Consider the following 23,494-nt stretch of genomic DNA (forward strand, 5'->3'; position numbering starts at 1 on the left):
GATCAAAAGTATCGCTCACATAAAGGAAACGGAATGATAAAAATCATGACTAAAGTGCTTTTAAATTTTTATAGTAAAGAACTGAAGATTCAATTGCGATTGAATTTGGATGACTTTTGTTTTTAAATATTTGATTTGTAAATGTTTGTGTTTGTTTGAGAGGGTTTGTTCTTTTTTGAAGCGAATGGAGGAAATAAAAATAGAAGTAGAAATAGCTGTTTATAATGCAAAAAAAGAAGGAAAATCATTTTAGTTTTTCTGATAAGATTAAGAATGCATCTAAAAATCAAAGAAAAACAACAAAAGTGATTAACTTTGCAGCATGCAAATGGAGAAAAAAGACATACGAGCCTTATCAAAAGAACAGCTTCGCGATTTTTTTGTTGAAAACGGAGATAAAGCTTTCCGTGGAAATCAGGTTTATGAATGGTTATGGAGCAAAGGTGCTCACAGCTTTGAAGATATGACAAATGTGGCTAAAACCACAAGGTCTATGCTTGAAAATAGTTTTGTTATCAATCATATTAAGGTTGATACCATGCAGAAAAGTAGCGACGGAACAGTAAAAAATGCCGTGAGACTTCACGACGGTCTTGTAGTGGAATCTGTTTTGATTCCGACAGAAACTAGAACAACAGCTTGTGTTTCTAGCCAAGTTGGTTGTAGTTTAGATTGTAATTTTTGTGCTACAGCAAGATTGAAAAGAATGCGTAATCTAGAACCAGGCGAAATTTACGATCAGGTTTTGGCTATCGATAAAGAAAGTCGTTTGTATTACAATCATCCGCTTTCGAATATTGTTTTTATGGGAATGGGAGAACCTTTAATGAATTACAACAATGTCATTAAAGCAATCGATATGATTACTTCTGAAGAAGGTTTAGGAATGTCTCCAAAACGAATCATGGTTTCGACTTCGGGAATTCCTAAAATGATCAAAAAAATGGCCGATGACGATGTGAAGTTCAAATTAGCTGTTTCCCTGCATTCAGCAATCGACGAAACTCGCGCACGCATTATGCCTTTCAGTAAAAACTTTCCTTTAAAAGATTTACGTGAAGCTTTAGAATATTGGTATAGAAAAACCAAAAGCAAAATTTCATACGAATATGTAGTTTGGAAAGGAATCAACGATGATAAAGCTTCGGTTGATGCCTTGGTGAAATTTTGTAAATATGTACCATGCAAAGTCAATTTAATTGAATACAATCCAATTGATGATGGCGAATTCCAGCAAGCTTCAGAAGAATCGATTATGGCTTACATAAAAGCTTTAGAAAATATTGGAGTAGTGGTTAAAGTAAGGCGCAGCCGCGGAAAAGACATTGATGCGGCTTGTGGACAATTGGCAAATAAAGAAGCATAAAACATCATTCCGTCAGATGATATAAAAAAAGCATTAAAAACAAGCAAACCTTGTTCTTAATGCTTTTTTATTGGGCAAAAAGGATATTATTTTTTCAAATCTATTTCTTCAGTAACTCCGTCTTTAGTAACTGTTGCAAGAGTATCGCATTCTCCATTTCCGAAATCTAAAGTTGCCGAAGCTCCATTTTTAGTAATAGAAACAATTCCTTTAACAGCAAAAGATTTTCTACAGGCAGCATTAAATTCTAGAGGAGTTGTAATTTCAGCCGAATAAGTATCTCCGTTAGGAAAAGTCGTTGATCCGCTTCCTGTAACCATAAAAACATTATCATCCCAATCATACCAAGTGTCATAGCCAGAAGTCATTTCTTTAACCAAAGTTCCTTTTCTGGTGTACACTTTTCCATCATCAAAGGTAATTGTTAAATCTATCGAAGCAGTAGAAACAGGATGAGCTGTAACCAACAGATTGGTTTCTTTAATAGTTCGAACTATACTTTTGCTTCCTTGTAGTTTTTTGCCATTATGATAAAATCCTTCAAAAGTATAACTGATGGTTTGGGTTGAAGAACTGAAATCATTAGAAAAAGAAACAATCATCTTTCCTTTTACCGTATTTCCGTTATTCAAAGTACAGCCTTCTACACCAAAATCGACAGTTTTTGTCCACGTATTATTGGTTAAAACAGTTGTTATAGTGGCGCAAGTTGGAAGAAAATTCTTTTTTGGTCCGCTATATTTTGAGTTTATATTCAGTTGTGAGGTAAATTGATCTTCAGCAATATTGGTAACATCATCTACAGTGGCATCGATTTTAGAATTGGTTATAATTTCTTCGTTCGTAATCGCTGTTCCCGATCCATCATTTGTTTTTTCATCAGAATTACAGCTGATAAAAAAAGACATAGTAATACAAGTGCTAATTAATAAAAATTTTGTTTTCATAAATAAATAGTTTTGGGTTCTTCTTTTTTAGTTAATGAATTCAAATCAGTATTAGTTAGAGCTATTTTTGGTGGTTATTTTTAGATTAAGGAGTAAAATATTAAAATCCTAACCTAAAATACACAACGTATTTTTATTTAAAATAGTATATTTGGAGTCTAAATGAATATTACGTCTCAAATAAAGCAGCCTATTTTTAACGAGATGGAACTTTTTGAAAAGAAGTTCCATGAATCGATGACTTCAAAGGTTGCATTACTTAACAGAATCACTTATTATATCGTAAACCGCAAGGGAAAACAAATGCGTCCGATGTTTGTATTTCTTACTGCAAAAATGGTTTCTGGCGGAACTGTAAACGAGAGAACGTATCGTGGTGCTTCGGTTATTGAGTTAATTCACACGGCAACTTTGGTTCACGACGATGTTGTGGACGACAGTAATCGCCGCCGCGGATTTTTCTCTATCAATGCACTTTGGAAAAACAAGATTGCCGTTTTAGTTGGAGATTATTTATTGTCTAAAGGTTTGTTGCTTTCTATTGATAATGGTGATTTCGATTTATTGAAAATTATTTCCGTAGCCGTTCGTGAAATGAGCGAAGGAGAATTGCTTCAAATAGAAAAAGCAAGAAGACTTGATATTACGGAAGATGTTTACTACGAAATCATCAGAAAGAAAACGGCAACGCTTATCGCAGCTTGTTGTGCGCTTGGCGCGAAAGCCGTAATTGAAGATGATGCGCAAGTAGAAAACATGCGCAAATTCGGCGAATTGATAGGAATGGCATTTCAAATCAAAGACGACTTATTTGATTACAGCGAAGAAGCCATCGGAAAACCAACAGGGATAGATATTAAAGAGCAAAAAATGACTTTGCCTTTAATTCACGTTTTAAATACTTGCACTCCGCAAGAAAAAAAGTGGTTGATCAACTCCATCAAAAACCACAACAAAGACAAAAAACGCGTAAAAGAAGTGATTGCCTTTGTAAAAAACAATAATGGTTTGGCTTACGCCGAAAACAAAATGGTCGAATTCCAGCAAGAAGCACTTGCATTACTTCAAAACTTTGACGATTCAGAATACAAAGACGCTTTGACTTTGATGGTGAATTATGTTATCGAAAGAAAAAAATAATCTTTTTAAATTAGATAATTAGAAAATTTGTCAATTATATAGATTAATTACTTTGATGAGAGAAGGAAGCAGGTGAAGATTTTTAAAATTATTTGATACTAGTCATTACAAAACTTTTTATATTTTTTGATATACTTATCATCGGCTCAAAAGTCGTTGAGTCTTTTACTTTATAACCATAAACATTGTCAATGTCGATGTTTTTTCCATTATGATTTTTTCTATAAGTACCTTTTAAATAGACGTAATAATATTCAATATCCGGATTTAGATTGAATAGTGTAAGATTTAAAGTTTTGCCTTGATTCTTCGTGACTACTAAATGATTTTTTAAAGAATTATTTCTTAGAATTAGACGATTATTTTCGCTGTAATCTTGTTCAATCATATATGTTGTAATATTTATATCATAGCTCGTTGCATCACTTGAAAAAATCTCAAATGAGAATTTTCGCTCTAAGTTATCTTTTGAGTTTGTTTTTATAGATTTTAAAAATAGATAAGGATTGGGGCCTTTTAAAACCGTATCTTTAGCTTTGTCAATAGCTTTTTGAATTTTCATGGAGGTAGAATCCATCTCATATCCATATTCGAGTAATGCATTTCGAGTCTCAGTATTATTGTCTTTTAATTTTTGAATGTACATTTCTGCATCATTTTTTCTGTTTATTTCAGTAATGGAATCATGTTGTTCTATTTTTTTATTAAAGGAATTAGATTCGCTTTCTGAAATTATTAGTAAAATAATACTTAGTGTTATTGTAAGTACACTACATGTAATTACTTTCCATCCATTTTTGGTGATTTGTTTGATGTGCTTAGAACGCCTGTCAAGAACTTTATCTTGTGGAATAAAATATACATACACTTGTGTTATAGCTATAATTACAGTTAATAAAATTTTTATCATTTACTTTAATATATGTTAACATTATTTTTTTAGTACTAAATAGAACATTTAATAAAAATAAAAAATATTTTCCAACCTCATGCAACCATTTCAAATTGACAATCGTCTATGCTAATAGAAGTCTGTTTCTAAAACCAAAACCAAAAGCCTATTAATGAAAATTATTTCGTTACATCAAGAAGAAACCAAAATCATAAAGTTGGCTGTCGAAAATAATCGTCAGGCACAACAGCAGGTTTATGGTAAATATTCTTCGAAAATGTTAAGTGTTTGCCGACAATATATAAAGGACATTCAATTGGCAGAAGATGTAATGATTACCGCTTTCATGAAAGTGTTTACCAACTTAAACAAGTTTGAACACAAAGGAAGTTTTGAAGGCTGGATCCGCCGAATTATGGTTAACGAATGCATTTCGTATTTAAGAGTTCAGAAAAAAGTAAAATTTGCCGAAGATGAATTTTTTGTAGAAGAAAGCTTTAATGAAATCGACAGCCAGTTTACTGTAGAACAAATTCAGTATTTAATTGATGCTTTGCCAGACGGCTACAAAATGGTTTTCAATTTATATGCGATCGAAGGTTACAAACACAATGAAATTGCCAAGATGTTAGGAATTAATGAAGGAACATCAAAATCGCAATTATCGCACGCTAGAAAAATGCTCCAAACACAAATTACTATTTTAAAAAAACAAGATAATGGAACCGAATAATTTTGAAAAGGATTTCCGTGACAAACTAAACCAACGCGAAATCGAACCAAGCAACAAAGCTTGGGATCGATTGGATGCGATGTTGAGTGTAGCAGAAGAAAAGAAACCAGCTAAAAAATCTAAAAGAAAATGGTTGTTTATCGCAGCAACTTTCATCGGATTTTTATTGGTTGGGACGCTATTTTTCAATCAACATAAAAATACAATTAAGACGCCAGAAACAGTAGTTGTGGAGAAAGAAAATGAAACTGAAACTCAAAAAGAATCGATTATAAATCCAGCTTTAACTACTGTGGATTCCGTAAAAACAGAAACTGCAATTGCTGAAAAAACTTCTCAAGAAAAAATAAATAAAAACGAAAAAACTCAGAATCAAATTTCAAATAAAATCATTAAAAATGAGTCAAATCAAATAGCGGAGTCTTCAATCATCATCAAAAACAATCAAGAAAAACAATCAACCAACAATTCAACTTTAATTGCTGAAACTTCTAAAAAAGAAAATGTCGATCAATTATTAGAAACAGCTGAAACTAAGATTTTAGCAGAAAATGCAGTTAAAACAAAATCAAAAATCAAAATTGATTCTAACGATTTATTAGACCAAGTTGACGGAGAACTGGAACTTTCTTTTAGAGAAAAAATGATTGCAAAAATCAATAAAAGTTACCATACCGTTAAAGTCGCTGTTGAAAATCGAAACATTAAAAATTAAATCATCAATCAAATCAATCAAAAAAAGTAATCATGAAAAATTTTACAATTTATCTATTTCTCTTACTATTCCTATTTGTTACAAAAATGGTAGGACAAGAAACTTTTGAGAATAAAGCAAAAGCAATTGCGGTTAACATCGAACAAATTACAAATGAAGAAAAAGCTGCTTTAAAGAAGGAAGTAGATGAAGTTAATAATCAATTAGTAGAAGGAACAATTTCGAAAGAAGAAGCAGAAAAGAAGAAAAAAGATTTTGCAGAAAAAAGAGCTCGTAACATAGAAAATAGAGTGGCTCTTGAGCAAGAAAAACTGCAAGAATTGGTTCAGGAAAAAGTAGATGGCAAAGTGAACTACAACAAAGATAAAGGAACTGTTTTGTTAATTGGTACCAATAGCGATTCAATTAATCCGCATAAAACTGAAATAAAAATTCCGGCAATGAAAGTTTACGATAGTAAAGATGATAGAGTGAAAAGAGAATCTAAAAGAACAACTTCTCAATTTGTATTTGCAATGGGATTAAATAATACATTGTCTGATGGAAAACTTCAGGATTCGAATTATGATTTTATCGGTTCGCATTTTTACGAATGGGGTTTGACTTTGAATTCTAGAATATTAAATGACAACAATTTATTGCATGCTAAATACGGACTTTCATTAATGTATAACAATCTTCGTCCAACAGACAATCGTAGTTTTGTTGTAGATGGCGATCAAACTAATTTATTAACAAATCCGATACACTTAAAAGAATCTCGTTTTCGAAATGTGTATTTGGTAGTTCCTGTTCATTTAGAATTTGATTTTTCGAAAGACGGAAATCATGACGGGAAAAGTTATTACAGAACGCACAAAGGATTTAGAATGGGATTTGGAGGTTATGCAGGAGTCAATGTAAAATCAAAACAGATTTTAAAATATGAAGACAATGATTATAAAACCACTCAAAAAACAAAAGGCGATTATAATGTAAATAATTTTGTTTATGGATTAAGTACTTATATAGGATATAAAGCAACAAGCTTGTATTTAAAATATGATTTAAATCCAATATTTAAGAACAATGTGGTAGACGAGAACAATATTTCGTTAGGTATTCGCTTCGATTTCAATTAAGAATAAAATTAAGTTTAGTTAGTAAAGAGCATCTCATTTTGGGATGCTTTTTTTGATTTAAAATGATAAAAATTCCAACAAGATTTACGTATTTTTGCAAGCTCTCAACTTTTAAAATTTGAATACATTTTGATTTCACAAACTACCATAGATTCTGTTTTTGAAACTGCTCGCGTAGAGGAGGTTATTGGCGATTTTGTGAATTTAAAACGCGCAGGAAGTAATTTTAAAGGTTTGAGTCCGTTCTCAGATGAGCGTTCTCCTTCCTTTATGGTTTCGCCTGCAAAAGGAATCTGGAAAGATTTTAGTACGGGAAAAGGAGGGAATTCTGTTAAATTCTTAATGGAGCATTCCCAGTTTACTTATCCTGAAGCTATTCGATATTTAGCAAAAAAGTACAATATTGAAATAGAAGAAACCGAACAATCCGAAGCTGAAAAAGCAAACACAGATCTTCGTGAAAGTATGTATTTGGTTTCTGAATTTGCGGCCAAATATTTTCAGGATGTTTTGATTAATTCTGAAGAAGGAAAAGCAATTGGGTTATCTTATTTTAAAGAAAGAGGATTTACCAACGAAACAATCAAAAAATTCAATTTAGGATATTCTCCAGAAACTTGGGATGCTTTGACGAAAGAAGCCCTTGGAAAAGGATATAAATTAGAATTTTTAGAAAGTACAGGTTTAACCATTCCAAGAGAAGATCGTCCTTTTGATAGGTTTAAAGGACGTGTGATGTTCCCGATTCAAAGTATGTCGGGGCGTGTTTTAGGTTTTGGAGGACGTATTTTAACCAATGATAAAAAGGCTGCAAAATATCTGAATTCTCCAGAAAGTGATATTTACCATAAAAGTAAAGTGCTTTATGGGATTTATCATGCCAAGCAATCTATAGCCAAACTAAATAACTGTTATTTAGTTGAAGGTTATACTGATGTTATTCAGTTTAGTCAAGCTGGAATAGAAAATGTTGTGGCTTCATCTGGAACTGCTTTAACACCAGATCAAATTCGTTTAATAAATCGTTTAACACGAAATATTACGGTTCTTTTTGATGGAGATGCAGCAGGTTTACGAGCTTCTATTCGAGGAATCGATTTGATTCTGGAAGAAGGAATGAATGTTCGAGTTTGTTCTTTTCCTGACGGAGAAGATCCAGATAGTTTTGCCCGTAAAAATTCGCATGATGCATTGGTTTCTTATTTAGAAGAAAACAGTAAAGATTTTATACAGTTTAAGGCTTCTATCTTAATGGGAGAAGCAAAAAACGATCCCATAAAAAAAGCCGATTTAATTCGTGATATGGTGGCGAGTATTTCTAAAATACCAGATCGTATTCAGCGAGAAGTATATATTCAGGAATGTGCACGAATCATGGATATTTCGGAGCAGGTTTTGACAAGCACATTAGCACAATTGATTCAAAAAGATATTGCAGACGCTAATAAAAAGCAAAAGCAAGAACAAAGACCTTTTGAAGTTGTTAGAAATCAACCTCCGCAAGGAGGTACTTTTTCAGGAGGAGATCCGGAAGATCCAAGAACGGGACCGCCAGATGATTATCCTGGTGATTATGGGTATCCTCCAGAAGTGCCACAAGCAGAAAAGGTTAATATTTTGGATGGCTTTGAAAGAAAAATTATTGAAATTCTCCTTTTATACGGAAGTGTCGTAGAGAATTTTGAAGATGTTTATTTAAAAGCCGATGAAGAAGGGAATGTAAAAGAAGTTTCTGAAAAACGAGAATATAAAGTATTTCAAAAAATATATTTAAGTCTTCAGGAAGATGAGGTAGAATTGTCTAATGCTTTGTTTCAGAATATTTACAGTAATATTATTGATTTCTATAACCAAAATGAGACTTTTAGTTTAGATAAATATTTGATGCATTTAGAGCCTGAATTTGCTCAAGAAGTAACCAATATTTTGATGGAAGATGAAAGATTGACCATTCACAATTGGGAAGGACAGAATATTTTTCCGAAACATAAAAGTGAAACCATAGAACAGAATGTTTCAGATACTATTTTTTCGATGCGATGGTATTTGGTTTCTGGAATCATTGCAGAATTGAAAAATTCACTTTTGAATGATCCGCAAGAAGATAATTCGGAAGTTTTAGGTATGGTTGTGGACTATTCTAAACTGTTGAATAATTTTTCGAAGAAATTAGGTCGCGTAGTAGTTCCATATCACTAAAAAGAAAAAACTCTATCTATTTGAGAAATCAAAAAGATAGAGTTTTATAAAAGGTTTTGAGAAACTTAAATCTTAAGTTTTCCGATTTAGAATTAAATAATTTCTAAAGTCTTAGCTTTGTTTACTAAGTCAACTAAATTAGTAACATTTAATTTAGTCAATAATCTTAATTTGTAAGTACTGATCGTTTTTTCGTTCAGGTTTAAGATTTTAGAGATTTCATTGTTTTTCTTTCCATCACTTAAGTAACGTAAAACTTCAATCTCGCGATTAGAAAGTTTTCTGTACAGACGCTCGCTTTTGCTTTGTTTCGCAATAAGGGCCATGTTTTTGCGTACTGTTTCGTTGATGATGATTTTTCCTTCTTGTACTTTAATAATAGAATGTCCTAGTGTTTCTAGTTTTTCTGTTTTGTGTACATACCCGGAAACTCCTGCTTTAATTGCGTTTGGAGCGTACATTTGCTCCGCAAGATCACTGAAAATAACAATTTTTGTTTTTGGGAAATTTTTCAGGATTGATTTGATTTCAAAGATACTTGAAAGGCCTTCTAACTCTAAATCTAATATTAGAATGTCGATTTCCTTCGTCTGAAGGATATCTCTAACCATTGAAAAATTGCCGACATTGGCAACAATTGAAATTTGATCGTGGTCTTTAAAATAAGACTTAACGCCAAAGTGCGTAACAGGATGATTGTCTGCTAGACATACTTTAATCATAATTTTTACCTTTTTTAGAATTGTTCATGTTTTTGGAACTGTAAAATTAATAAATAAATTCTGTAGTTTATAGCTGACAAATGTTAAAAAAAATTATTTTAACGTTTTTGGTATTTCGCACACAGGAATTGCTTCCATTTTATGCTTGTTGCTGGTGTTTAATCGTTTATAAATTTCGAAGACTGTTTTTTCTCTTCCTTCGAAATCAGGTGCCGTCTTTCCTGACTCCGCGGCTAACATTGCCCATTCTAATTCATCATAACTTGCTCCCAATTGATCCTCATCTGTACGATTGTCTCCAAATAATCCGTCTGTAGGTGCAGCTGTTAAAATTGATTGCGGAATTTCTAAAAATTCTCCTAAAGCGTAGACATCAGATTTCATTAAATCGGCAATTGGACTTAAATCGACACCTCCGTCTCCGTATTTTGTGTAAAAACCTACACCAAAATCTTCCACTTTGTTCCCTGTTCCGGCAACTAATAATCCATGAAGACCAGCTAAATAATATAAAGATGTCATTCTTAAACGAGCTCTTGTGTTTGCTAGCGCTAAATTTACTTTTGCTGTATCATCTGTTTTAGGGACAGCACTTTTAAAAGCTTCAAAAACGGCAGTCAAATCAGTTTGAACATCTGAAACATTTGAGAAACGTTTTTTTAGTTGTTCAATATGTTCTCTTCCTCTTGAAACTTGGCTTTCTGCCTGATGAATTGGCATTTCTACGCATAAAACTTTCAGTCCTGTCTGTGCACATAAAGTTGAGGTAACAGCAGAATCTACACCACCTGAGATTCCGATTACAAAACCATTTACTTTCGCATTAGTCGCATAATTTTTTAGCCACTTTACAATATGCGTATTTACTTTTTCTGTCTGAATTGTGCTTTTTTTAGCCATAATAGTTTAAGTTTTAAAATACAGGAATGTATATTTGCATAATTATTTCAAGTATACATTTACTTTAAGTTCTGGTAACACAAATCTAATTAAAATAAAATGAAAATTTATCGCTTTGCAGTGGTTCTATGCCTGTTTTTTTTGTCTTGCGACCAAAAATCTAAGGTAGAAAAAGAAGTAGAAGAAATACCTGTAGACATTAAGGTAGAACGTTTTGACAAGGTGTTTTTTGAAACAAAACCTCAGGATTTGGCAAAGGTTAAAAAGCAATATCCTTTTTTCTTTCCTGCTGGAAATGATGATAGTGTGTGGCTTCAGAAAATGAATGATCCGATTTGGAAGGAAGTGTATGAAGAAGTCCAAAAAAAATACGGAAATTTTGAACCTGTTCATAAAGAGTTCGATGCTCTTTTTCAGCATGTAAAGTATTATTTTCCGAAAACTAAAATCCCGAAAGTGATTACCGTGATCGGAGAGATGGATTATACTGCAAAGGCAATTTATGCAGACAGTTTGGTAATTGTGGCATTGGAACTTTATTTGGGAAAAGAACATAAGTTTTATGAGTTTCCAAATTACCTGAAACAGAATTTTGAAGAAAAGCAAATAATGCCAGACGTGGTTTCTAGTTTTTCTTATCGAAATATTCCAAATTCTCGTGATAAAAATTTAGTATCGCAAATGATCTTTGAAGGAAAACAGCTTTACGCAAAAGATTTGCTTCTTCCAGATTATTCTGATGCAGATAAAATGGGTTATACGCCGGAGCAAATCAAATGGTGTGGAGAAAATGAAGCGTATATATGGCGCTACTTTATAGAGAATGAAATGCTTTACAGTGATGATCCTAAATTAACGACAAGATTTATAGCACCAGCTCCCTTTTCAAAATTTTTCCTTGAAATTGATAATGATTCTCCCGGCCGTATTGGTGCATGGATCGGATGGCAGATGGTACGTTCTTACATGAAAAATAATAGTAATGTTTCTTTGGCTGAATTATTTAAAACTGAGCCAAAAGAAATCTTCGAAAAATCAAAATATAAACCCAAGAAATAATGGCAAATATAAACTCAGAGATTAAATTCAATATAGAATTAGATGAAAACCGTGTTCCCGAAAAGTTAACTTGGAGCGCGCAAGACGGCGGTGTACAGGCCGAAGAAGCAAAAGCAATTATGTTGTCTATATGGGACAGCAAAGCAAAAGAAACCATGCGTATTGATTTGTGGACAAAAGATATGCCGGTAGACGAAATGAAGATTTTCTTTCACCAGACTTTAGTGGCTATGTCAGATACTTTCAAACGTGCTACGGATGACGAAAAAATGGCAGATACCATGAAAGATTTCTGTGATTACTTTGCAGAAAAACTAGAGCTTACAAAACAATAAAATTTCAATACAGAGATTTAAAATCCAAATTCCGGTTAGTCTGGGATTTGGATTTTTTTATTGATTTAAACTAAGAATTGGAGTCAGAATTTTCAGTTTTTTATTCAAAAATAGTATTCAATTTAGGCTTTTAAGCGGATTTAATCTTAAAATCTACAATCGATTTGTTTTAATAGATTACTTTCGCGAAGTAGAATTACTTTTCTTAAATAATATGTTGTTCCCATTTCTGGTAAGTCTTGTAGGGTTGTTTTTCTTACTGATAAACAGTATTTCTTTTTATAAGACACGAAAAAACAAAGATATCCATTATACTATACTAATGGTCTATTTGATTTGTTTGTTCGTGAACGAATTATGTTGCAACATTATCGGCTTTTATGCTCCAGGATCTAATTTTTTCCTTTCCCACTATTACTTTATTTTCCAGTTTATTGCTTTGAGTATATTTTTTCGAAGCTTATTGCCAAGTCCTGTTTTGAAAAAAGCAATTCTTTTTTTTCTGGTAGCAGTTTTGATTTTATTGGCAATTCAATATTATAAAACTCCTGATCTTTATTGGAGATTTAATCTGCTTGAAATTGGTGTGACTTCGGTACTATTGGTTGTGTATGCGTTAATCTATTTGATACAGAATTTTAAAAATTTCAAATCTAGTTATATATATTTCTCTAACGGACTAATCATTTATTTGGTCAGTAGTTCAACTATTTTTTTGAGTGGTAATACAGAGTCAATATTATTTACAGAGCCATTTGTACTTGACTTCTGGTTTTTTAATTCGTTGTTTTACATCTTATATCAGTTTTTGATTTTTAAGGAATGGAAAACTTTAAACAAGAAATTTAGATAAATAAAAAAATCCAAATTCCAGACTAAAAATTGGAATTTGGATTTTTTTTATTTGAATATTTTCAGCACATTATTTTACTGATCTTTTCTTTAAGTCTTTAAAAATACGTTTTAAGGCGCCTGTCATTAATGCGTTTGAATTTTTATAAAGCGTTATGTTGTCTATGAGTTTATCCGATTTTTGGGTTTCCCACATCGATTTTGTGTTTCCTTTATTCGTAATTCCGACAACATTTTGAGAGTAAATAATCTGTTGCAGATTCAAATCGTATATTTCCAAAATAACCGAAGCTTCGTTTCTTTCTGATCCGTAATCGTTTTGATAGAGTTCAATGGAAGATAAATCGCTTTTGTTTTTTCTTGTGGAAATATTGATAAAGAAATCATAACCAGTTCCGTCTTTTAGTTCTTTTAATTTTACACTATTCGGATTTAAATTGATCTTTCTCGTAATCAATAATCCATTAACGTCGTGAATGTAAGATACACGGTCGCCCACGTTTTTTCTGAAGAACTTTAAAGATTCTTCGGTTAATTTGTCTTTAGAATTTTTTGGACAATCCAATTCGTTGAGAAGCCATTTTCCAGAAGAAAAATCAACTCCGGTTCGTTGTCCGGTGGTTAATACATAGTGCGCGGATTGGCAAGAAGAAAATAGTAATAGAAAGGAAATGCAAAAAGTAAAACAGATTGATTTAAAATTGCTCATTGGTTAATTTGGTTTGCTTCAAATATAATTAAAAAACAATTCGTTAAGGTTTTTCTGTAAAATAAAAATTCCAATCGTAATGATTGGAATTTAGAATTTTTATGTGTGGAATTTTTATGTCTTAAATAGAATTTAAAAACCCGCTGTTACTTTTAAAGACTTCTTGGTTTACTTCGTCAATGTAAGACAAAAGTTCTTCTTTTCCGATTGATTCTGTAGAAGAGGTAACAAAATATTGTGGCATTTCGGCCCAGTTATTCGCGTACATTTGTTTTTTGTAAGCGGCAATATGGGAATCGATTTTCACTTTACTGATTTTGTCCGCTTTTGTGAAAATAATACAAAATGGAATTTCGCTTTCGCCCATATAAGACATAAATTCGATGTCAATATTTTGAGCTTCATGGCGAATATCAATCAAAACAAAAGCGCAAACTAATTGTTCTCTGTTTTCAAAATAATCCGTAATAAACTGTTGGAAAATTGATTTTGTTTTTTTTGAAACTTTAGCATAACCATAACCAGGTAAATCGACCAAAAACCAATTGTTGTTGATTTTAAAGTGATTGATTAGTTGTGTTTTTCCTGGTCTTCCAGATGTTTTAGCCAAGCTTTTGTTGTTGGTAAGCATATTAATTAATGATGACTTACCTACATTTGATCTTCCTATAAAAGCATATTCTGGTAAAAAATCCTTCGGACATTTTGATGCATCAGAATTGCTGACAATAAATTCGGCGGTGTTAATTTTCATGTTCCTTCTTTTTAAAACCTCCTTAAAAAATAAAATTTATGGCTTATAAATTCTTTTCGGTAAGCCATTTTTCCAGAATTACATTGAATTCATCTGGATGTTCCATCATGGCGGCGTGCCCACATTTATCAATCCAATATAATGTTGAATTGGGTAGTAATTTATTAAATTCTTCTGCTACATTTGGCGGTGTTACAGAATCATTTTTACCCCAAATAATACAAGTCTCAACGTCCATTTTTGGCAAATCCTTAGCCATATTATGACGAATTGCACTTTTAGCAATCGTTAAGGTTTTGATTAATTTGATGCGATCATTGGCAGTAGCATAAACATCATCAATAATTTCAGGAGTAGCAATTTTTGGGTCGTAAAAAACTTCTCCAGCTTTCTTTTTGATGTATTCGTAATCGCCTCTTCTTGGATAACTGTCTCCCATTGCGCTTTCGTAAAGTCCAGAACTTCCGGTGATTACAAGTCCTGCAACTTTTTCAGGATAAAGTTTTGTATGGTATAATGCAATGTGTCCTCCAAGAGAATTTCCTAGAAGAATTACTTTGTCAAAACCCTTAAAAGTGATAAAGTCTTTTACGTATTTCGCAAAACTTTTTACGTTCGTTTTTAAAATACTTTGAGTATATATTGGCAAATCTGGGATAACAACTTTATATCCTTTCGTCGGGAAATATTGTGCTACACCATCAAAGTTACTAAGGCCTCCCATTAAACCATGCAGAATAACGATTGGAGTTCCTTCTCCAGCTTCAAAATAGCTGTATTTGCCTTCTTTTTTATAGTGTTTGTCCATCTAATCTAATGCCAATTTCAATTTCGACAAATATAGGGTTAAATAAACAAAAATGAATTTTTGACGCGATTTTTTAACTAGATAATTTGAGTAGAATTTGTAAATCATTAAAAATCAGTAATAAAACGTGTTTTTGTTAAAATACTCAAATGTTAAGAAATGTGCATTATAATCAATTTTTTAAGAAAATTAGCGCATTATTTTTTTGAATGAATAACGGATTTAAGAATCTGTTAATTTATAGTTAAGGTATTGATTGATTGTGGATTATGAGAAGTGGTAGTAAAGTGGTTAAACTTATTAACAAAGTGGTATAAAGTGGTAAAATGTGGTATTTTTTTTTATATTTTTGCTGTATAACATGTTAACTAGTTTTTTTGAACACAATTGTCGGAACATATGAGTGTAAAGTCGATGCTAAAGGGAGGTTGATGATGCCTGCGCCTTTGAAAAAGCAATTGACTGCGTCTCTTCAAGACGGATTCGTTTTGAAGCGCTCTGTTTTTCAGCCGTGTTTAGAATTGTATCCGATGGTAGAATGGGATGCGATGATGAAAAAAATCAACAAGCTTAATCGCTTTGTGAAAAAGAACAACGATTTCATTAGAAGGTTTACTGCTGGTGTTAAAGTGGTTGAGGTTGATGCATTAGGAAGATTGCTTGTGCCAAAAGATTTGGTAACGTTTGCAAGTATTTCTAAAGATGTTGTTTTTTCATCTGCGGTTAATATTGTGGAGATTTGGGATAAAGATTTATACGAAAAATCAATAAGCGGCGAAGATATGGATTTTGCAGATCTAGCCGAAGAAGTAATGGGAAATATTAATGACGACGAAGATGGAATATCATAATCCGGTTTTGCTTCATCCAACAGTTGATGGTTTAGATATTAAACCAGACGGAGTGTATGTAGATGTTACGTTTGGAGGCGGTGGTCATTCAAAAGAGATTTTAAGAAGATTAGGGCCAAACGGAAGGCTGTTTGCATTTGACCAAGACGAAGATGCGCTTGCTAATGCATTGCCAGACGAAAGGTTTACACTAATAAATGAGAATTTTAGGTTCATAAAAAGATTTTTACGTTTTCACGGAGTAAAAGAAGTAGATGGAATCTTGGCAGATTTGGGAGTTTCATCACACCAGTTTGATGTTCCGGAGAGAGGTTTTTCTACCAGATTTGATGCCGAGTTAGATATGCGGATGAGTCAGAAAAATGATTTAAATGCTTATCGAGTGGTTAACGAATATGAAGAACAGGATTTACGTCGTGTTTTTTTTGATTATGGGGAGTTGAAAAACGCACCGGTTTTAGCAAGAACAATTGTAGAAGCTAGAAAAGATCATCCAATCAAAACAACCGAAGAATTGAAAGATGTTCTGAAAAAGTTTTTGCCGGAGAAAGTTCGAAACAAAGTTTTGGCTCAGATTTATCAGGCAATCCGAATCGAGGTAAATCAGGAAATGGATGTTTTAAAAGAATTTATTGAGCAGTCATTAGAGATTTTGAAACCAGGAGGAAGATTTTCGGTAATCTCTTATCATTCGTTAGAAGATCGTTTGGTGAAAAGATTTATCAAGAACGGAATGTTTGAAGGAGAACCAGAAAGAGATTTTTACGGAAACTTTTCAGTTCCATTCAAAACAATTGGAAAATTGATTGTTCCAGATAATGAAGAAATCAAAATTAATAATAGGGCAAGAAGTGCCAAATTAAGAGTTGCAGAAAAGCTATAATATATATTAAGGTAGAAAAAAGATGAAAGGTGGTGTATTTAGCATATTAAAAGCAAGATTTCTGATTCATGAAGATGCAGTAAAAAACTGGCGATTTATCGTCTTTATCATTCTGCTGGCCATTTTGATGATTGCTAATACACAGCGATACGAACAGAAAGTTTTTGAAATCGCTAAATTAAATAATGAAACAAAAGAGCTAAGATCCGAATTTGTAGATCGACGTTCAGAATTGATGAAGTTAAAAATGGAGTCAACTATTTCGGATAAAATGTTAGAAAAACAAATCTTTCCGTCGACAGTTCCTCCAGTAAAAATAGAAGTTAAAAAAGAAGAAGAAAAAAGTTTCTTTAAAAGAATATGGCAGTAGAAGATAAACATATATCCTACAGAATTTACCTCGTAGCAGTTTTCATCTTTGTGATGGCAATTGCTATTGTCGTTAAATTGACCAATATTCAATGGGTTGATGGAGATTACTACAGAAAACTGGCAAAACAGCGTACTGTTAGAAACTTCGTAATTCCAGCCAACAAAGGAAATATTTATTCTGCTGACGGAAGTTTGTTAGCAACATCAATTCCAAATTACGAGATTCGTTTTGATGCAAAAGCACCGAAAACAGAAACGTTTGAAAAGTATGTAAAACAGCTTTCGGATTCTCTAGCAACTGTTTTGGATAGGCCAGCAGGTTATTACGAAAAAGAATTAAGAAAAGCGCGCGAGAATAAAAATCGTTATTATTTGATCGCTCGCAAGTTGAGTTATACAGAATATGTGAAAATTAAAAACTTTCCATTATTCAAGTTAGGTGCTTTTAAAGGCGGAATTATTGTTGAGCAAGAAACCGTTAGAAAACATCCAATTGGTAAAATTGCTGAAAGAACTATTGGTTACGATAAAATTGATCCAGCTACTGGAGTAGAAGTTGGAAAAGGAATTGAATGGGCTTTTAAAAATTACCTGAATGGAAAAGATGGTAAGATTTTAAAGCAAAAAATCGCAAAAGGACAATGGAAACCTATTCGTGATGTTAACGAGGTAGATCCAGTTGACGGTTACGATGTAATTTCGACAATAGATGTTTTTATTCAAGATATCGCACATCACGCTTTGTTGAAACAATTGGAAGATTACGAAGCAGATCATGGTTGTGTGGTGGTTATGGAAACACAAACAGGGCATGTAAAAGCGATTTCAAATTTAGGAAGAGCAGAAGACGGATCGTATTTTGAAACTACAAATTATGCAATTGCAGAATCTCATGAGCCAGGATCGACTTTTAAATTGGTCGATTTAATGGCAATTTTAGAAGACAAGGTTGCTGATACAAGTACGGTTTATGATAGTCATAATGGTGTAGTTAAATATTATGGAAGATCTGTACGTGATTCGCATCATGGCGGTTACGGAAAAATTTCATTAGCGCGTGGATTTGAGCTTTCGTCAAATACAGTAATGGTTCAGGCGGTTTATGATAATTATAAAAGTAATCCATCAAAGTTTGTAAATCACATCAGAAGACTTGGTTTAGATAAAACTTTGGGATTGCATTTTAAAGGAGAAGGAAGACCAATTATTCCGCATCCTGGAGATAAAAGCTGGTCAGGAATTTCGCTTCCATGGATGGCTTTTGGATATTCAGTTTCAGTGACACCGATGCAGACTCTTACATTGTATAATTCAGTTGCGAATAATGGTGTAATGGTAAAACCACAGTTTGTTTCAGAAATTAAGGAATGGAATAAAACGATTAAAAAGTTTGATACTGAAGTTATAAATCCAAAAGTTTGTTCGCCTGAAACGCTTAAGAAAGTTAAAGCAGTTTTAGAAAATGTTGTAAAAAAAGGAACAGGTTCTAAGTTGTACTCGAAAGATTTTTCGATGGCAGGAAAAACAGGAACGGCTATGGTGAATTATGGTAAAGCAGGAAGAGAAGGAATGTATTATGCTTCATCATTTGCAGGATATTTTCCAGCAGATCATCCAAAATATTCTTGTATTGTAGTGGTTCATAAACCCAATACGTCAAAAAATAATTATTACGGAGCAGACGTTGCAGGGCCGGTTTTTAAAAGAATTGCTCAAAAGATTTTTACAGACGCGCCTTCAACAAATACGATTAAAAAATTAGATACTAGAATTCCAAAACAGGATGATAGTTATAATAAATATACTGTAGAGGCCAATAAAAAAATAAACCAGATTCCAAATTTAAAAGGAATGCCTGGAATGGACGCGATTGCTTTACTAGAGAATTTAGGTTTGAAAGTAAAAGTAAATGGAATGGGGAAAGTGAAAAATCAATCGATCCAAGCGGGGAGCAGTATTAGTAAAAACACAACAATTGTATTAGAATTATCGTGAAAGTATTAAAAGACATATTATACAAAGTAGCTATTGAATCTGTAAAAGGTTCAACAGAAACTGCTATCAATAAAATTGAATTTGATTCACGTAAAGTAGAAGCAAATGATGTTTTTGTAGCAATTCGTGGTTCACTTTCAGATGGGCATGATTACATTGAAAAAGCTATTCAGTTAGGTGCAAAAGCAATTATTTGTGATGCTCTTCCTGAAAATACTGTTGATGGAGTAACTTATGTTCAGGTAAAAGATACCAATACGGCTTTGGCTTTTATGGCGGCTAATTATTTTGAAGATCCTTCTGCAAAATTAAAATTAGTTGGTGTAACGGGGACAAATGGTAAAACTACAATTGCTTCTTTATTGTTTCAATTGTTTCAAAAAGCAGGTTTTAAAGTTGGTTTATTATCAACTGTAAAAATCGTAGTCGATAAAACAGAATATCCTGCAACGCATACAACACCAGATTCTTTAACAATCAATCATTATTTAAATGAGATGATTGAAGCTGGAGTGACGCATTGTTTTATGGAAGTAAGTTCACACGGAATCCACCAAAAACGTACAGAAGCGTTGCATTTTGTGGGAGGAATTTTTACGAATCTTTCACATGATCATTTAGATTATCATCCAACATTTGCTGAATATAGAGACGTTAAAAAGTCATTTTTTGATTCACTTCCAAAATCAGCGTTTGTTTTATCAAATATTGATGATAAAAATGGTTCGGTAATGTTGCAAAATACAGTTGCAAAAAAACTGACTTATGCTTTAAAATCATATGCAGATTATAGAGCGCAGATTTTAGAAAGCCAATTGTCTGGATTATTATTGAAAATTAACGACAATGAAGTTTGGGTAAAACTGATTGGTACTTTCAACGCTTACAATGTTTTAGCGATTTATGGAACCGCTGTAGAGCTTGGAATTGATAGTCTTGAAGCGTTGCGTTTGTTGTCTGATTTAGAGAGTGTTTCGGGGCGTTTTCAGTATATCGTATCAGATGGAGGAATTACGGCTGTTGTTGATTATGCGCATACACCAGATGCATTGGAGAATGTTTTGAAAACGATAAATGACATTCGTACCAAAAACGAACAATTAATTACGGTTGTTGGTTGTGGAGGGAATCGTGATAAAACGAAACGTCCGATTATGGCAAAAATCGCTTCAGATTTAAGTGATAAAGCGGTATTGACTTCAGATAATCCAAGAAATGAAGATCCAGAAGTTATTTTGGATGAAATGGAGCAGGGAGTTGAACCTCAGAATTATAAAAAAATGCTTCGAATCACAGATAGAAAACAAGCAATTAAAACAGCTTGTCAATTGGCAGAAGCAAAAGATATTATCCTGATTGCAGGAAAAGGACATGAAACCTATCAGGAAATAAATGGTGTTCGTCATCATTTTGATGATATGGAAACAATAAAAGAGATTTTAGGTCAATTAAATAAATAAAAAAATAAGTTCAAATACCACCAGAATTGGAATTTGGAATTTCAAAATTGGGATTTAAAAAATAAAAAAATATGCTGTACTATTTATTCGAATATTTTGATAAAACATTGGATATTCCTGGAACAGGAGTTTTCCAGTACATCACATTTAGGTCAGCTTTGGCATTTATGCTTTCGTTGCTTTTGTCTACTATTTATGGTAAAAGAGTAATTAACTTTTTACGCCGTCAACAAGTTGGAGAAACAGTACGTGAACTTGGTCTTGCAGGTCAGAACGAAAAAGCAGGTACACCAACAATGGGTGGATTAATTATCATTTTTGCCACGCTAGTTCCAGTTTTGTTATTTGCAAGATTGCATAATATTTATATCGTATTGCTTATTGTGACCACGTTGTGGATGGGAACCATTGGTTTTGTGGATGATTATATCAAAATATTCAAAAAGGATAAACAAGGTCTTAAAGGTATATTTAAAGTTATTGGACAGGTTGGTTTAGGAATTATTGTTGGAGCAGTTCTTTATTTTAATCCAGCCGTGACGGTGAGAACGGATACTGGTCGTACAGATCTTTTTAAAACAGCTGTAAATTCGACTGTAATTATGCCGGCAGGTGTTGAAGAAAAATCTACAGCGACAACAATTCCTTTTGTAAAAAATAACGAGTTTGATTATGCTGAAGTATTGTCTTTCATGGGAGACGGTTATGAGAAATGGGCTTGGTTGGTTTTTATTCCAGTTGTAATTTTTATCATCACAGCGGTTTCAAACGGAGCAAATTTAACTGACGGAATCGACGGACTTGCAGCGGGAACCTCGGCAATATCCGTCCTCGCCCTCGGGATATTTACATTCGTTTCAGGAAATATTATTTTTTCCAATTATCTGAATATTATGTATATCCCCAATTCGGGAGAAATGACGGTCTTTATATCGGCCTTTGTTGGAGCATTAATCGGATTTCTTTGGTATAACTCCTATCCGGCATCTGTTTTTATGGGGGATACAGGAAGTTTGACTATCGGAGGAATTATCGCGGTTTTGGCAATTGCAGTTCGTAAAGAAATATTAATTGTTTTGTTCTGCGGAATTTTCTTGGCAGAAAGTGCTTCAGTGGTTATACAGGTGTTTTATTTTAAATATACGAAAAAGCGTTTTGGTGAAGGTAGAAGGATCTTTTTGATGGCGCCACTTCATCATCATTACCAGAAAAAGGGATATCATGAAAGTAAAATTGTAACTCGTTTCTGGATTGTTGCTGTAATGCTGGCCATTTTATCAATTATCACCCTAAAATTAAGATAAATGAGATTAGTAGTTTTAGGAGGAGGAGAAAGCGGAGTAGGGACCGCGATCCTCGGGAAGAAACAAGGGTATGAAGTTTTTGTATCTGATTTCGGAAAGATAAAAGAGAGTTATAAAGAAGTTCTTATCATTAATAAAATAGCTTGGGAAGAAGAGCAGCATACAGAAGATTTAATTCTAAATGCTGATGTGGTGATGAAAAGTCCAGGAATTCCAGACAAATCTCCGATAGTAAAAAAACTTATTGCGGCAGGTATTAAGGTGATTTCGGAAATTGAATTTGCGATTCCTTACACAGAAGCAATGACAATCGGAATTACTGGAAGTAATGGTAAAACGACCACCACAATGCTAACACATCATTTGCTGAAATATGCAGGATTAAATGTGGGATTGGGAGGAAATATCGGAAAGAGCTTTGCCTGGCAGGTAGCAGAAAATAAATATGATGCCTACGTTCTTGAATTAAGCAGTTTTCAGTTAGACGGAATTATAAATTACAGACCAGATATTGCGATAATAACCAATATTAGTCCGGATCATTTAGATCGATATGAATATAAATATGAAAATTATATCAATTCGAAGTTTCGAATAACAATGAACCAAACCGAAAACGATTATCTCATTTATGATGCAGATGATGAAGCAAGTACAGAATGGTTAAAAAATAATAAAACAAAAGCAAAATTAATTCCTTTTTCATTGACCAAAACATTCGATGAAGGGGCTTCTATAAATAACAACAAAATGGAAATTAAGATCAACCAAGAAGAGTTTACAATGGATACAGAACACATTGCGTTAGAAGGAAAACATAATATGAAAAACGCAATGGCAGCAAGCTCTGTAGCTAAATTGATGCAAATTAGAAATGCAACAATTCGTGAAAGTCTATCTAATTTCCAAGGTGTTGAACACCGTTTAGAAAAAGTATTGAAAATACAAAACGTTCAATATATCAACGATTCAAAAGCAACTAACGTAAATGCTACTTTCTTTGCCTTAGACAGTATGAATGCGCCAACAGTATGGATTGTAGGAGGTGTTGATAAGGGAAATGATTACAACGAATTAATGTCATTGGTACGTGAAAAAGTAAAAGCAATTATCTGCCTTGGAATCGATAATCGTAAAATTATTGATGCTTTTGGAAACGTTGTTGATATTATGGTTGAAGTAAATAATATGAATGATGCAGTGAAAACTGCTCAAAGATTAACAGAGAAAGGTGATACTGTTTTATTGTCTCCAGCTTGTGCAAGTTTTGATTTATTTGAAAACTACGAAGACAGAGGAAAACAATTTAAGCAAGCTGTACATAACTTGTAGGTAAAGGTTTCAAGTTTCAGGTTTCACGTTAGGAGGAACCTGAAA

22 protein-coding genes are annotated in these 23,494 nt (G+C 32.9%); 15 read left to right on the forward strand and 7 right to left on the reverse strand.

Translation table 11 applies throughout. From position 1 onward, the window contains the following. Positions 1–322: 322 nt before the first annotated feature. Complete coding sequence (rlmN, locus tag NQQ59_RS22000; RefSeq protein ID WP_144215347.1) at positions 323–1,366, forward strand: 23S rRNA (adenine(2503)-C(2))-methyltransferase RlmN; 1,044 nt, start codon at positions 323–325, stop codon at positions 1,364–1,366. Positions 1,367–1,452: 86 nt separating this feature from the next. On the opposite strand, the gene NQQ59_RS22005 is transcribed toward rlmN, so the two are convergent. Beyond that, positions 1,453–2,313, reverse strand: coding sequence for a hypothetical protein (locus NQQ59_RS22005; protein WP_144215346.1), 861 nt, complete (start codon positions 2,311–2,313; stop codon positions 1,453–1,455). Positions 2,314–2,475: 162 nt separating this feature from the next. On the opposite strand from NQQ59_RS22005, the gene NQQ59_RS22010 reads away from it, so the two are divergent. Continuing rightward, positions 2,476–3,453 (forward strand): polyprenyl synthetase family protein, encoded by a 978-nt coding sequence (locus NQQ59_RS22010; protein ID WP_144215345.1) that lies wholly within the window; start codon positions 2,476–2,478, stop codon positions 3,451–3,453. Between the two features lie 88 nt (positions 3,454–3,541). On the opposite strand, the gene NQQ59_RS22015 is transcribed toward NQQ59_RS22010, so the two are convergent. Continuing rightward, entirely contained in the window at positions 3,542–4,363 is an 822-nt protein-coding gene (locus NQQ59_RS22015; RefSeq protein ID WP_144215344.1) for a hypothetical protein, read from the reverse strand. 154 nt (positions 4,364–4,517) lie between these two features. Here NQQ59_RS22015 and NQQ59_RS22020 point away from each other — a divergent pair, with 154 nt between their 5' ends. From NQQ59_RS22020 to dnaG, 4 genes are all read left to right on the forward strand, one after another. After that, a complete protein-coding gene (locus NQQ59_RS22020; RefSeq protein ID WP_144215343.1) occupies positions 4,518–5,078 on the forward strand; it encodes an RNA polymerase sigma factor in 561 nt (186 codons plus the stop codon). After that, positions 5,065–5,793: a hypothetical protein gene (locus tag NQQ59_RS22025; protein ID WP_144215342.1), complete on the forward strand. Its 729-nt coding sequence runs from the start codon at positions 5,065–5,067 to the stop codon at positions 5,791–5,793. The genes NQQ59_RS22020 and NQQ59_RS22025 overlap by 14 nt, the downstream gene beginning before the upstream one ends. Positions 5,794–5,825: 32 nt before the next feature. Continuing rightward, positions 5,826–6,914, forward strand: coding sequence for a PorT family protein (locus tag NQQ59_RS22030; RefSeq protein ID WP_144215341.1), 1,089 nt, complete (start codon positions 5,826–5,828; stop codon positions 6,912–6,914). 129 nt (positions 6,915–7,043) lie between these two features. Continuing rightward, positions 7,044–9,113 (forward strand): DNA primase, encoded by a 2,070-nt coding sequence (dnaG, locus tag NQQ59_RS22035; protein ID WP_144215340.1) that lies wholly within the window; start codon positions 7,044–7,046, stop codon positions 9,111–9,113. 92 nt (positions 9,114–9,205) lie between these two features. Here dnaG and NQQ59_RS22040 read toward each other — a convergent pair whose 3' ends face one another. Both NQQ59_RS22040 and nadE read right to left on the reverse strand, forming a co-directional pair. Then, a complete protein-coding gene (locus NQQ59_RS22040) occupies positions 9,206–9,835 on the reverse strand; it encodes a response regulator transcription factor (protein ID WP_091492550.1) in 630 nt (209 codons plus the stop codon). A 93-nt stretch (positions 9,836–9,928) separates the two neighbouring features. Then, the gene (gene nadE, locus NQQ59_RS22045) at positions 9,929–10,735 is read right to left on the reverse strand and encodes an NAD(+) synthase (protein WP_144215339.1); all 807 of its coding nucleotides are present in this window, start codon (positions 10,733–10,735) and stop codon (positions 9,929–9,931) included. 99 nt (positions 10,736–10,834) lie between these two features. Here nadE and gldB point away from each other — a divergent pair, with 99 nt between their 5' ends. Next, entirely contained in the window at positions 10,835–11,794 is a 960-nt protein-coding gene (gldB, locus tag NQQ59_RS22050; RefSeq protein ID WP_144215338.1) for a gliding motility lipoprotein GldB, read from the forward strand. Further along, positions 11,794–12,129, forward strand: a complete 336-nt coding sequence (gene gldC / locus NQQ59_RS22055; protein ID WP_186296587.1) for a gliding motility protein GldC — start codon at positions 11,794–11,796, stop codon at positions 12,127–12,129. Before gldB ends, gldC begins: the two co-directional genes overlap by 1 nt. 922 nt (positions 12,130–13,051) lie before the next feature. On the opposite strand, the gene NQQ59_RS22060 is transcribed toward gldC, so the two are convergent. The 3 genes from NQQ59_RS22060 to NQQ59_RS22070 form a co-directional block, all read right to left on the reverse strand. Next, on the reverse strand, positions 13,052–13,690 hold the full coding sequence (locus NQQ59_RS22060) for a hypothetical protein (protein WP_144215337.1): 639 nt from the start codon (positions 13,688–13,690) through the stop codon (positions 13,052–13,054). A gap of 121 nt (positions 13,691–13,811) precedes the next feature. After that, complete coding sequence (gene yihA, locus NQQ59_RS22065) at positions 13,812–14,444, reverse strand: ribosome biogenesis GTP-binding protein YihA/YsxC (protein ID WP_144215336.1); 633 nt, start codon at positions 14,442–14,444, stop codon at positions 13,812–13,814. A gap of 43 nt (positions 14,445–14,487) precedes the next feature. After that, positions 14,488–15,252 carry an alpha/beta fold hydrolase gene (locus NQQ59_RS22070; RefSeq protein ID WP_144215335.1) on the reverse strand — a complete coding sequence of 255 codons (765 nt, stop codon included), beginning with the start codon at positions 15,250–15,252 and terminating at the stop codon, positions 14,488–14,490. Positions 15,253–15,629: 377 nt separating this feature from the next. Between NQQ59_RS22070 and NQQ59_RS22075 the strand changes: the two genes are divergently transcribed. The 7 genes from NQQ59_RS22075 to murD all read left to right on the forward strand — a co-directional run bounded on the left by NQQ59_RS22075 (position 15,630) and on the right by murD (position 23,449). Beyond that, positions 15,630–16,103, forward strand: a complete 474-nt coding sequence (locus NQQ59_RS22075; RefSeq protein ID WP_035691746.1) for a division/cell wall cluster transcriptional repressor MraZ — start codon at positions 15,630–15,632, stop codon at positions 16,101–16,103. Further along, entirely contained in the window at positions 16,078–16,986 is a 909-nt protein-coding gene (gene rsmH, locus NQQ59_RS22080) for a 16S rRNA (cytosine(1402)-N(4))-methyltransferase RsmH (protein ID WP_186296586.1), read from the forward strand. Before NQQ59_RS22075 ends, rsmH begins: the two co-directional genes overlap by 26 nt. Before the next feature lie 22 nt (positions 16,987–17,008). Then, positions 17,009–17,356: an FtsL-like putative cell division protein gene (locus tag NQQ59_RS22085; RefSeq protein ID WP_144215333.1), complete on the forward strand. Its 348-nt coding sequence runs from the start codon at positions 17,009–17,011 to the stop codon at positions 17,354–17,356. Then, positions 17,347–19,353, forward strand: coding sequence for a penicillin-binding protein (locus NQQ59_RS22090; RefSeq protein ID WP_144215332.1), 2,007 nt, complete (start codon positions 17,347–17,349; stop codon positions 19,351–19,353). The genes NQQ59_RS22085 and NQQ59_RS22090 overlap by 10 nt, the downstream gene beginning before the upstream one ends. Next, positions 19,350–20,813, forward strand: a complete 1,464-nt coding sequence (locus NQQ59_RS22095) for a UDP-N-acetylmuramoyl-L-alanyl-D-glutamate--2,6-diaminopimelate ligase (protein ID WP_144215331.1) — start codon at positions 19,350–19,352, stop codon at positions 20,811–20,813. Before NQQ59_RS22090 ends, NQQ59_RS22095 begins: the two co-directional genes overlap by 4 nt. Positions 20,814–20,884: 71 nt before the next feature. Continuing rightward, positions 20,885–22,117, forward strand: coding sequence for a phospho-N-acetylmuramoyl-pentapeptide-transferase (gene mraY / locus NQQ59_RS22100; RefSeq protein ID WP_144215330.1), 1,233 nt, complete (start codon positions 20,885–20,887; stop codon positions 22,115–22,117). Then, on the forward strand, positions 22,118–23,449 hold the full coding sequence (murD, locus tag NQQ59_RS22105) for a UDP-N-acetylmuramoyl-L-alanine--D-glutamate ligase (RefSeq protein WP_144215329.1): 1,332 nt from the start codon (positions 22,118–22,120) through the stop codon (positions 23,447–23,449). The last annotated feature ends 45 nt before the right edge of the window (positions 23,450–23,494 follow it).

The organism is Flavobacterium panacis (genome assembly GCF_024649945.1).
Lineage (GTDB): Bacteria > Bacteroidota > Bacteroidia > Flavobacteriales > Flavobacteriaceae > Flavobacterium > Flavobacterium panacis.

Bases quoted from the DNA above. Each gene is read 5' to 3' on its own strand.
- rlmN (WP_144215347.1), top strand. From the start codon at position 323: ATGCAAATGGAGAAAAAAGACATACGAGCCTTATCAAAAGAACAGCTT.
- NQQ59_RS22005 (WP_144215346.1), bottom strand. From the start codon at position 2,313: ATGAAAACAAAATTTTTATTAATTAGCACTTGTATTACTATGTCTTTT.
- NQQ59_RS22010 (WP_144215345.1), top strand. From the start codon at position 2,476: ATGAATATTACGTCTCAAATAAAGCAGCCTATTTTTAACGAGATGGAA.
- NQQ59_RS22015 (WP_144215344.1), bottom strand. From the start codon at position 4,363: ATGATAAAAATTTTATTAACTGTAATTATAGCTATAACACAAGTGTAT.
- NQQ59_RS22020 (WP_144215343.1), top strand. From the start codon at position 4,518: ATGAAAATTATTTCGTTACATCAAGAAGAAACCAAAATCATAAAGTTG.
- NQQ59_RS22025 (WP_144215342.1), top strand. From the start codon at position 5,065: ATGGAACCGAATAATTTTGAAAAGGATTTCCGTGACAAACTAAACCAA.
- NQQ59_RS22030 (WP_144215341.1), top strand. From the start codon at position 5,826: ATGAAAAATTTTACAATTTATCTATTTCTCTTACTATTCCTATTTGTT.
- NQQ59_RS22040 (WP_091492550.1), bottom strand. From the start codon at position 9,835: ATGATTAAAGTATGTCTAGCAGACAATCATCCTGTTACGCACTTTGGC.
- nadE (WP_144215339.1), bottom strand. From the start codon at position 10,735: ATGGCTAAAAAAAGCACAATTCAGACAGAAAAAGTAAATACGCATATT.
- gldB (WP_144215338.1), top strand. From the start codon at position 10,835: ATGAAAATTTATCGCTTTGCAGTGGTTCTATGCCTGTTTTTTTTGTCT.
- gldC (WP_186296587.1), top strand. From the start codon at position 11,794: ATGGCAAATATAAACTCAGAGATTAAATTCAATATAGAATTAGATGAA.
- NQQ59_RS22060 (WP_144215337.1), bottom strand. From the start codon at position 13,690: ATGAGCAATTTTAAATCAATCTGTTTTACTTTTTGCATTTCCTTTCTA.
- yihA (WP_144215336.1), bottom strand. From the start codon at position 14,444: ATGAAAATTAACACCGCCGAATTTATTGTCAGCAATTCTGATGCATCA.
- NQQ59_RS22070 (WP_144215335.1), bottom strand. From the start codon at position 15,252: ATGGACAAACACTATAAAAAAGAAGGCAAATACAGCTATTTTGAAGCT.
- rsmH (WP_186296586.1), top strand. From the start codon at position 16,078: ATGACGACGAAGATGGAATATCATAATCCGGTTTTGCTTCATCCAACA.
- NQQ59_RS22085 (WP_144215333.1), top strand. From the start codon at position 17,009: ATGAAAGGTGGTGTATTTAGCATATTAAAAGCAAGATTTCTGATTCAT.
- NQQ59_RS22090 (WP_144215332.1), top strand. From the start codon at position 17,347: ATGGCAGTAGAAGATAAACATATATCCTACAGAATTTACCTCGTAGCA.
- mraY (WP_144215330.1), top strand. From the start codon at position 20,885: ATGCTGTACTATTTATTCGAATATTTTGATAAAACATTGGATATTCCT.
- murD (WP_144215329.1), top strand. From the start codon at position 22,118: ATGAGATTAGTAGTTTTAGGAGGAGGAGAAAGCGGAGTAGGGACCGCG.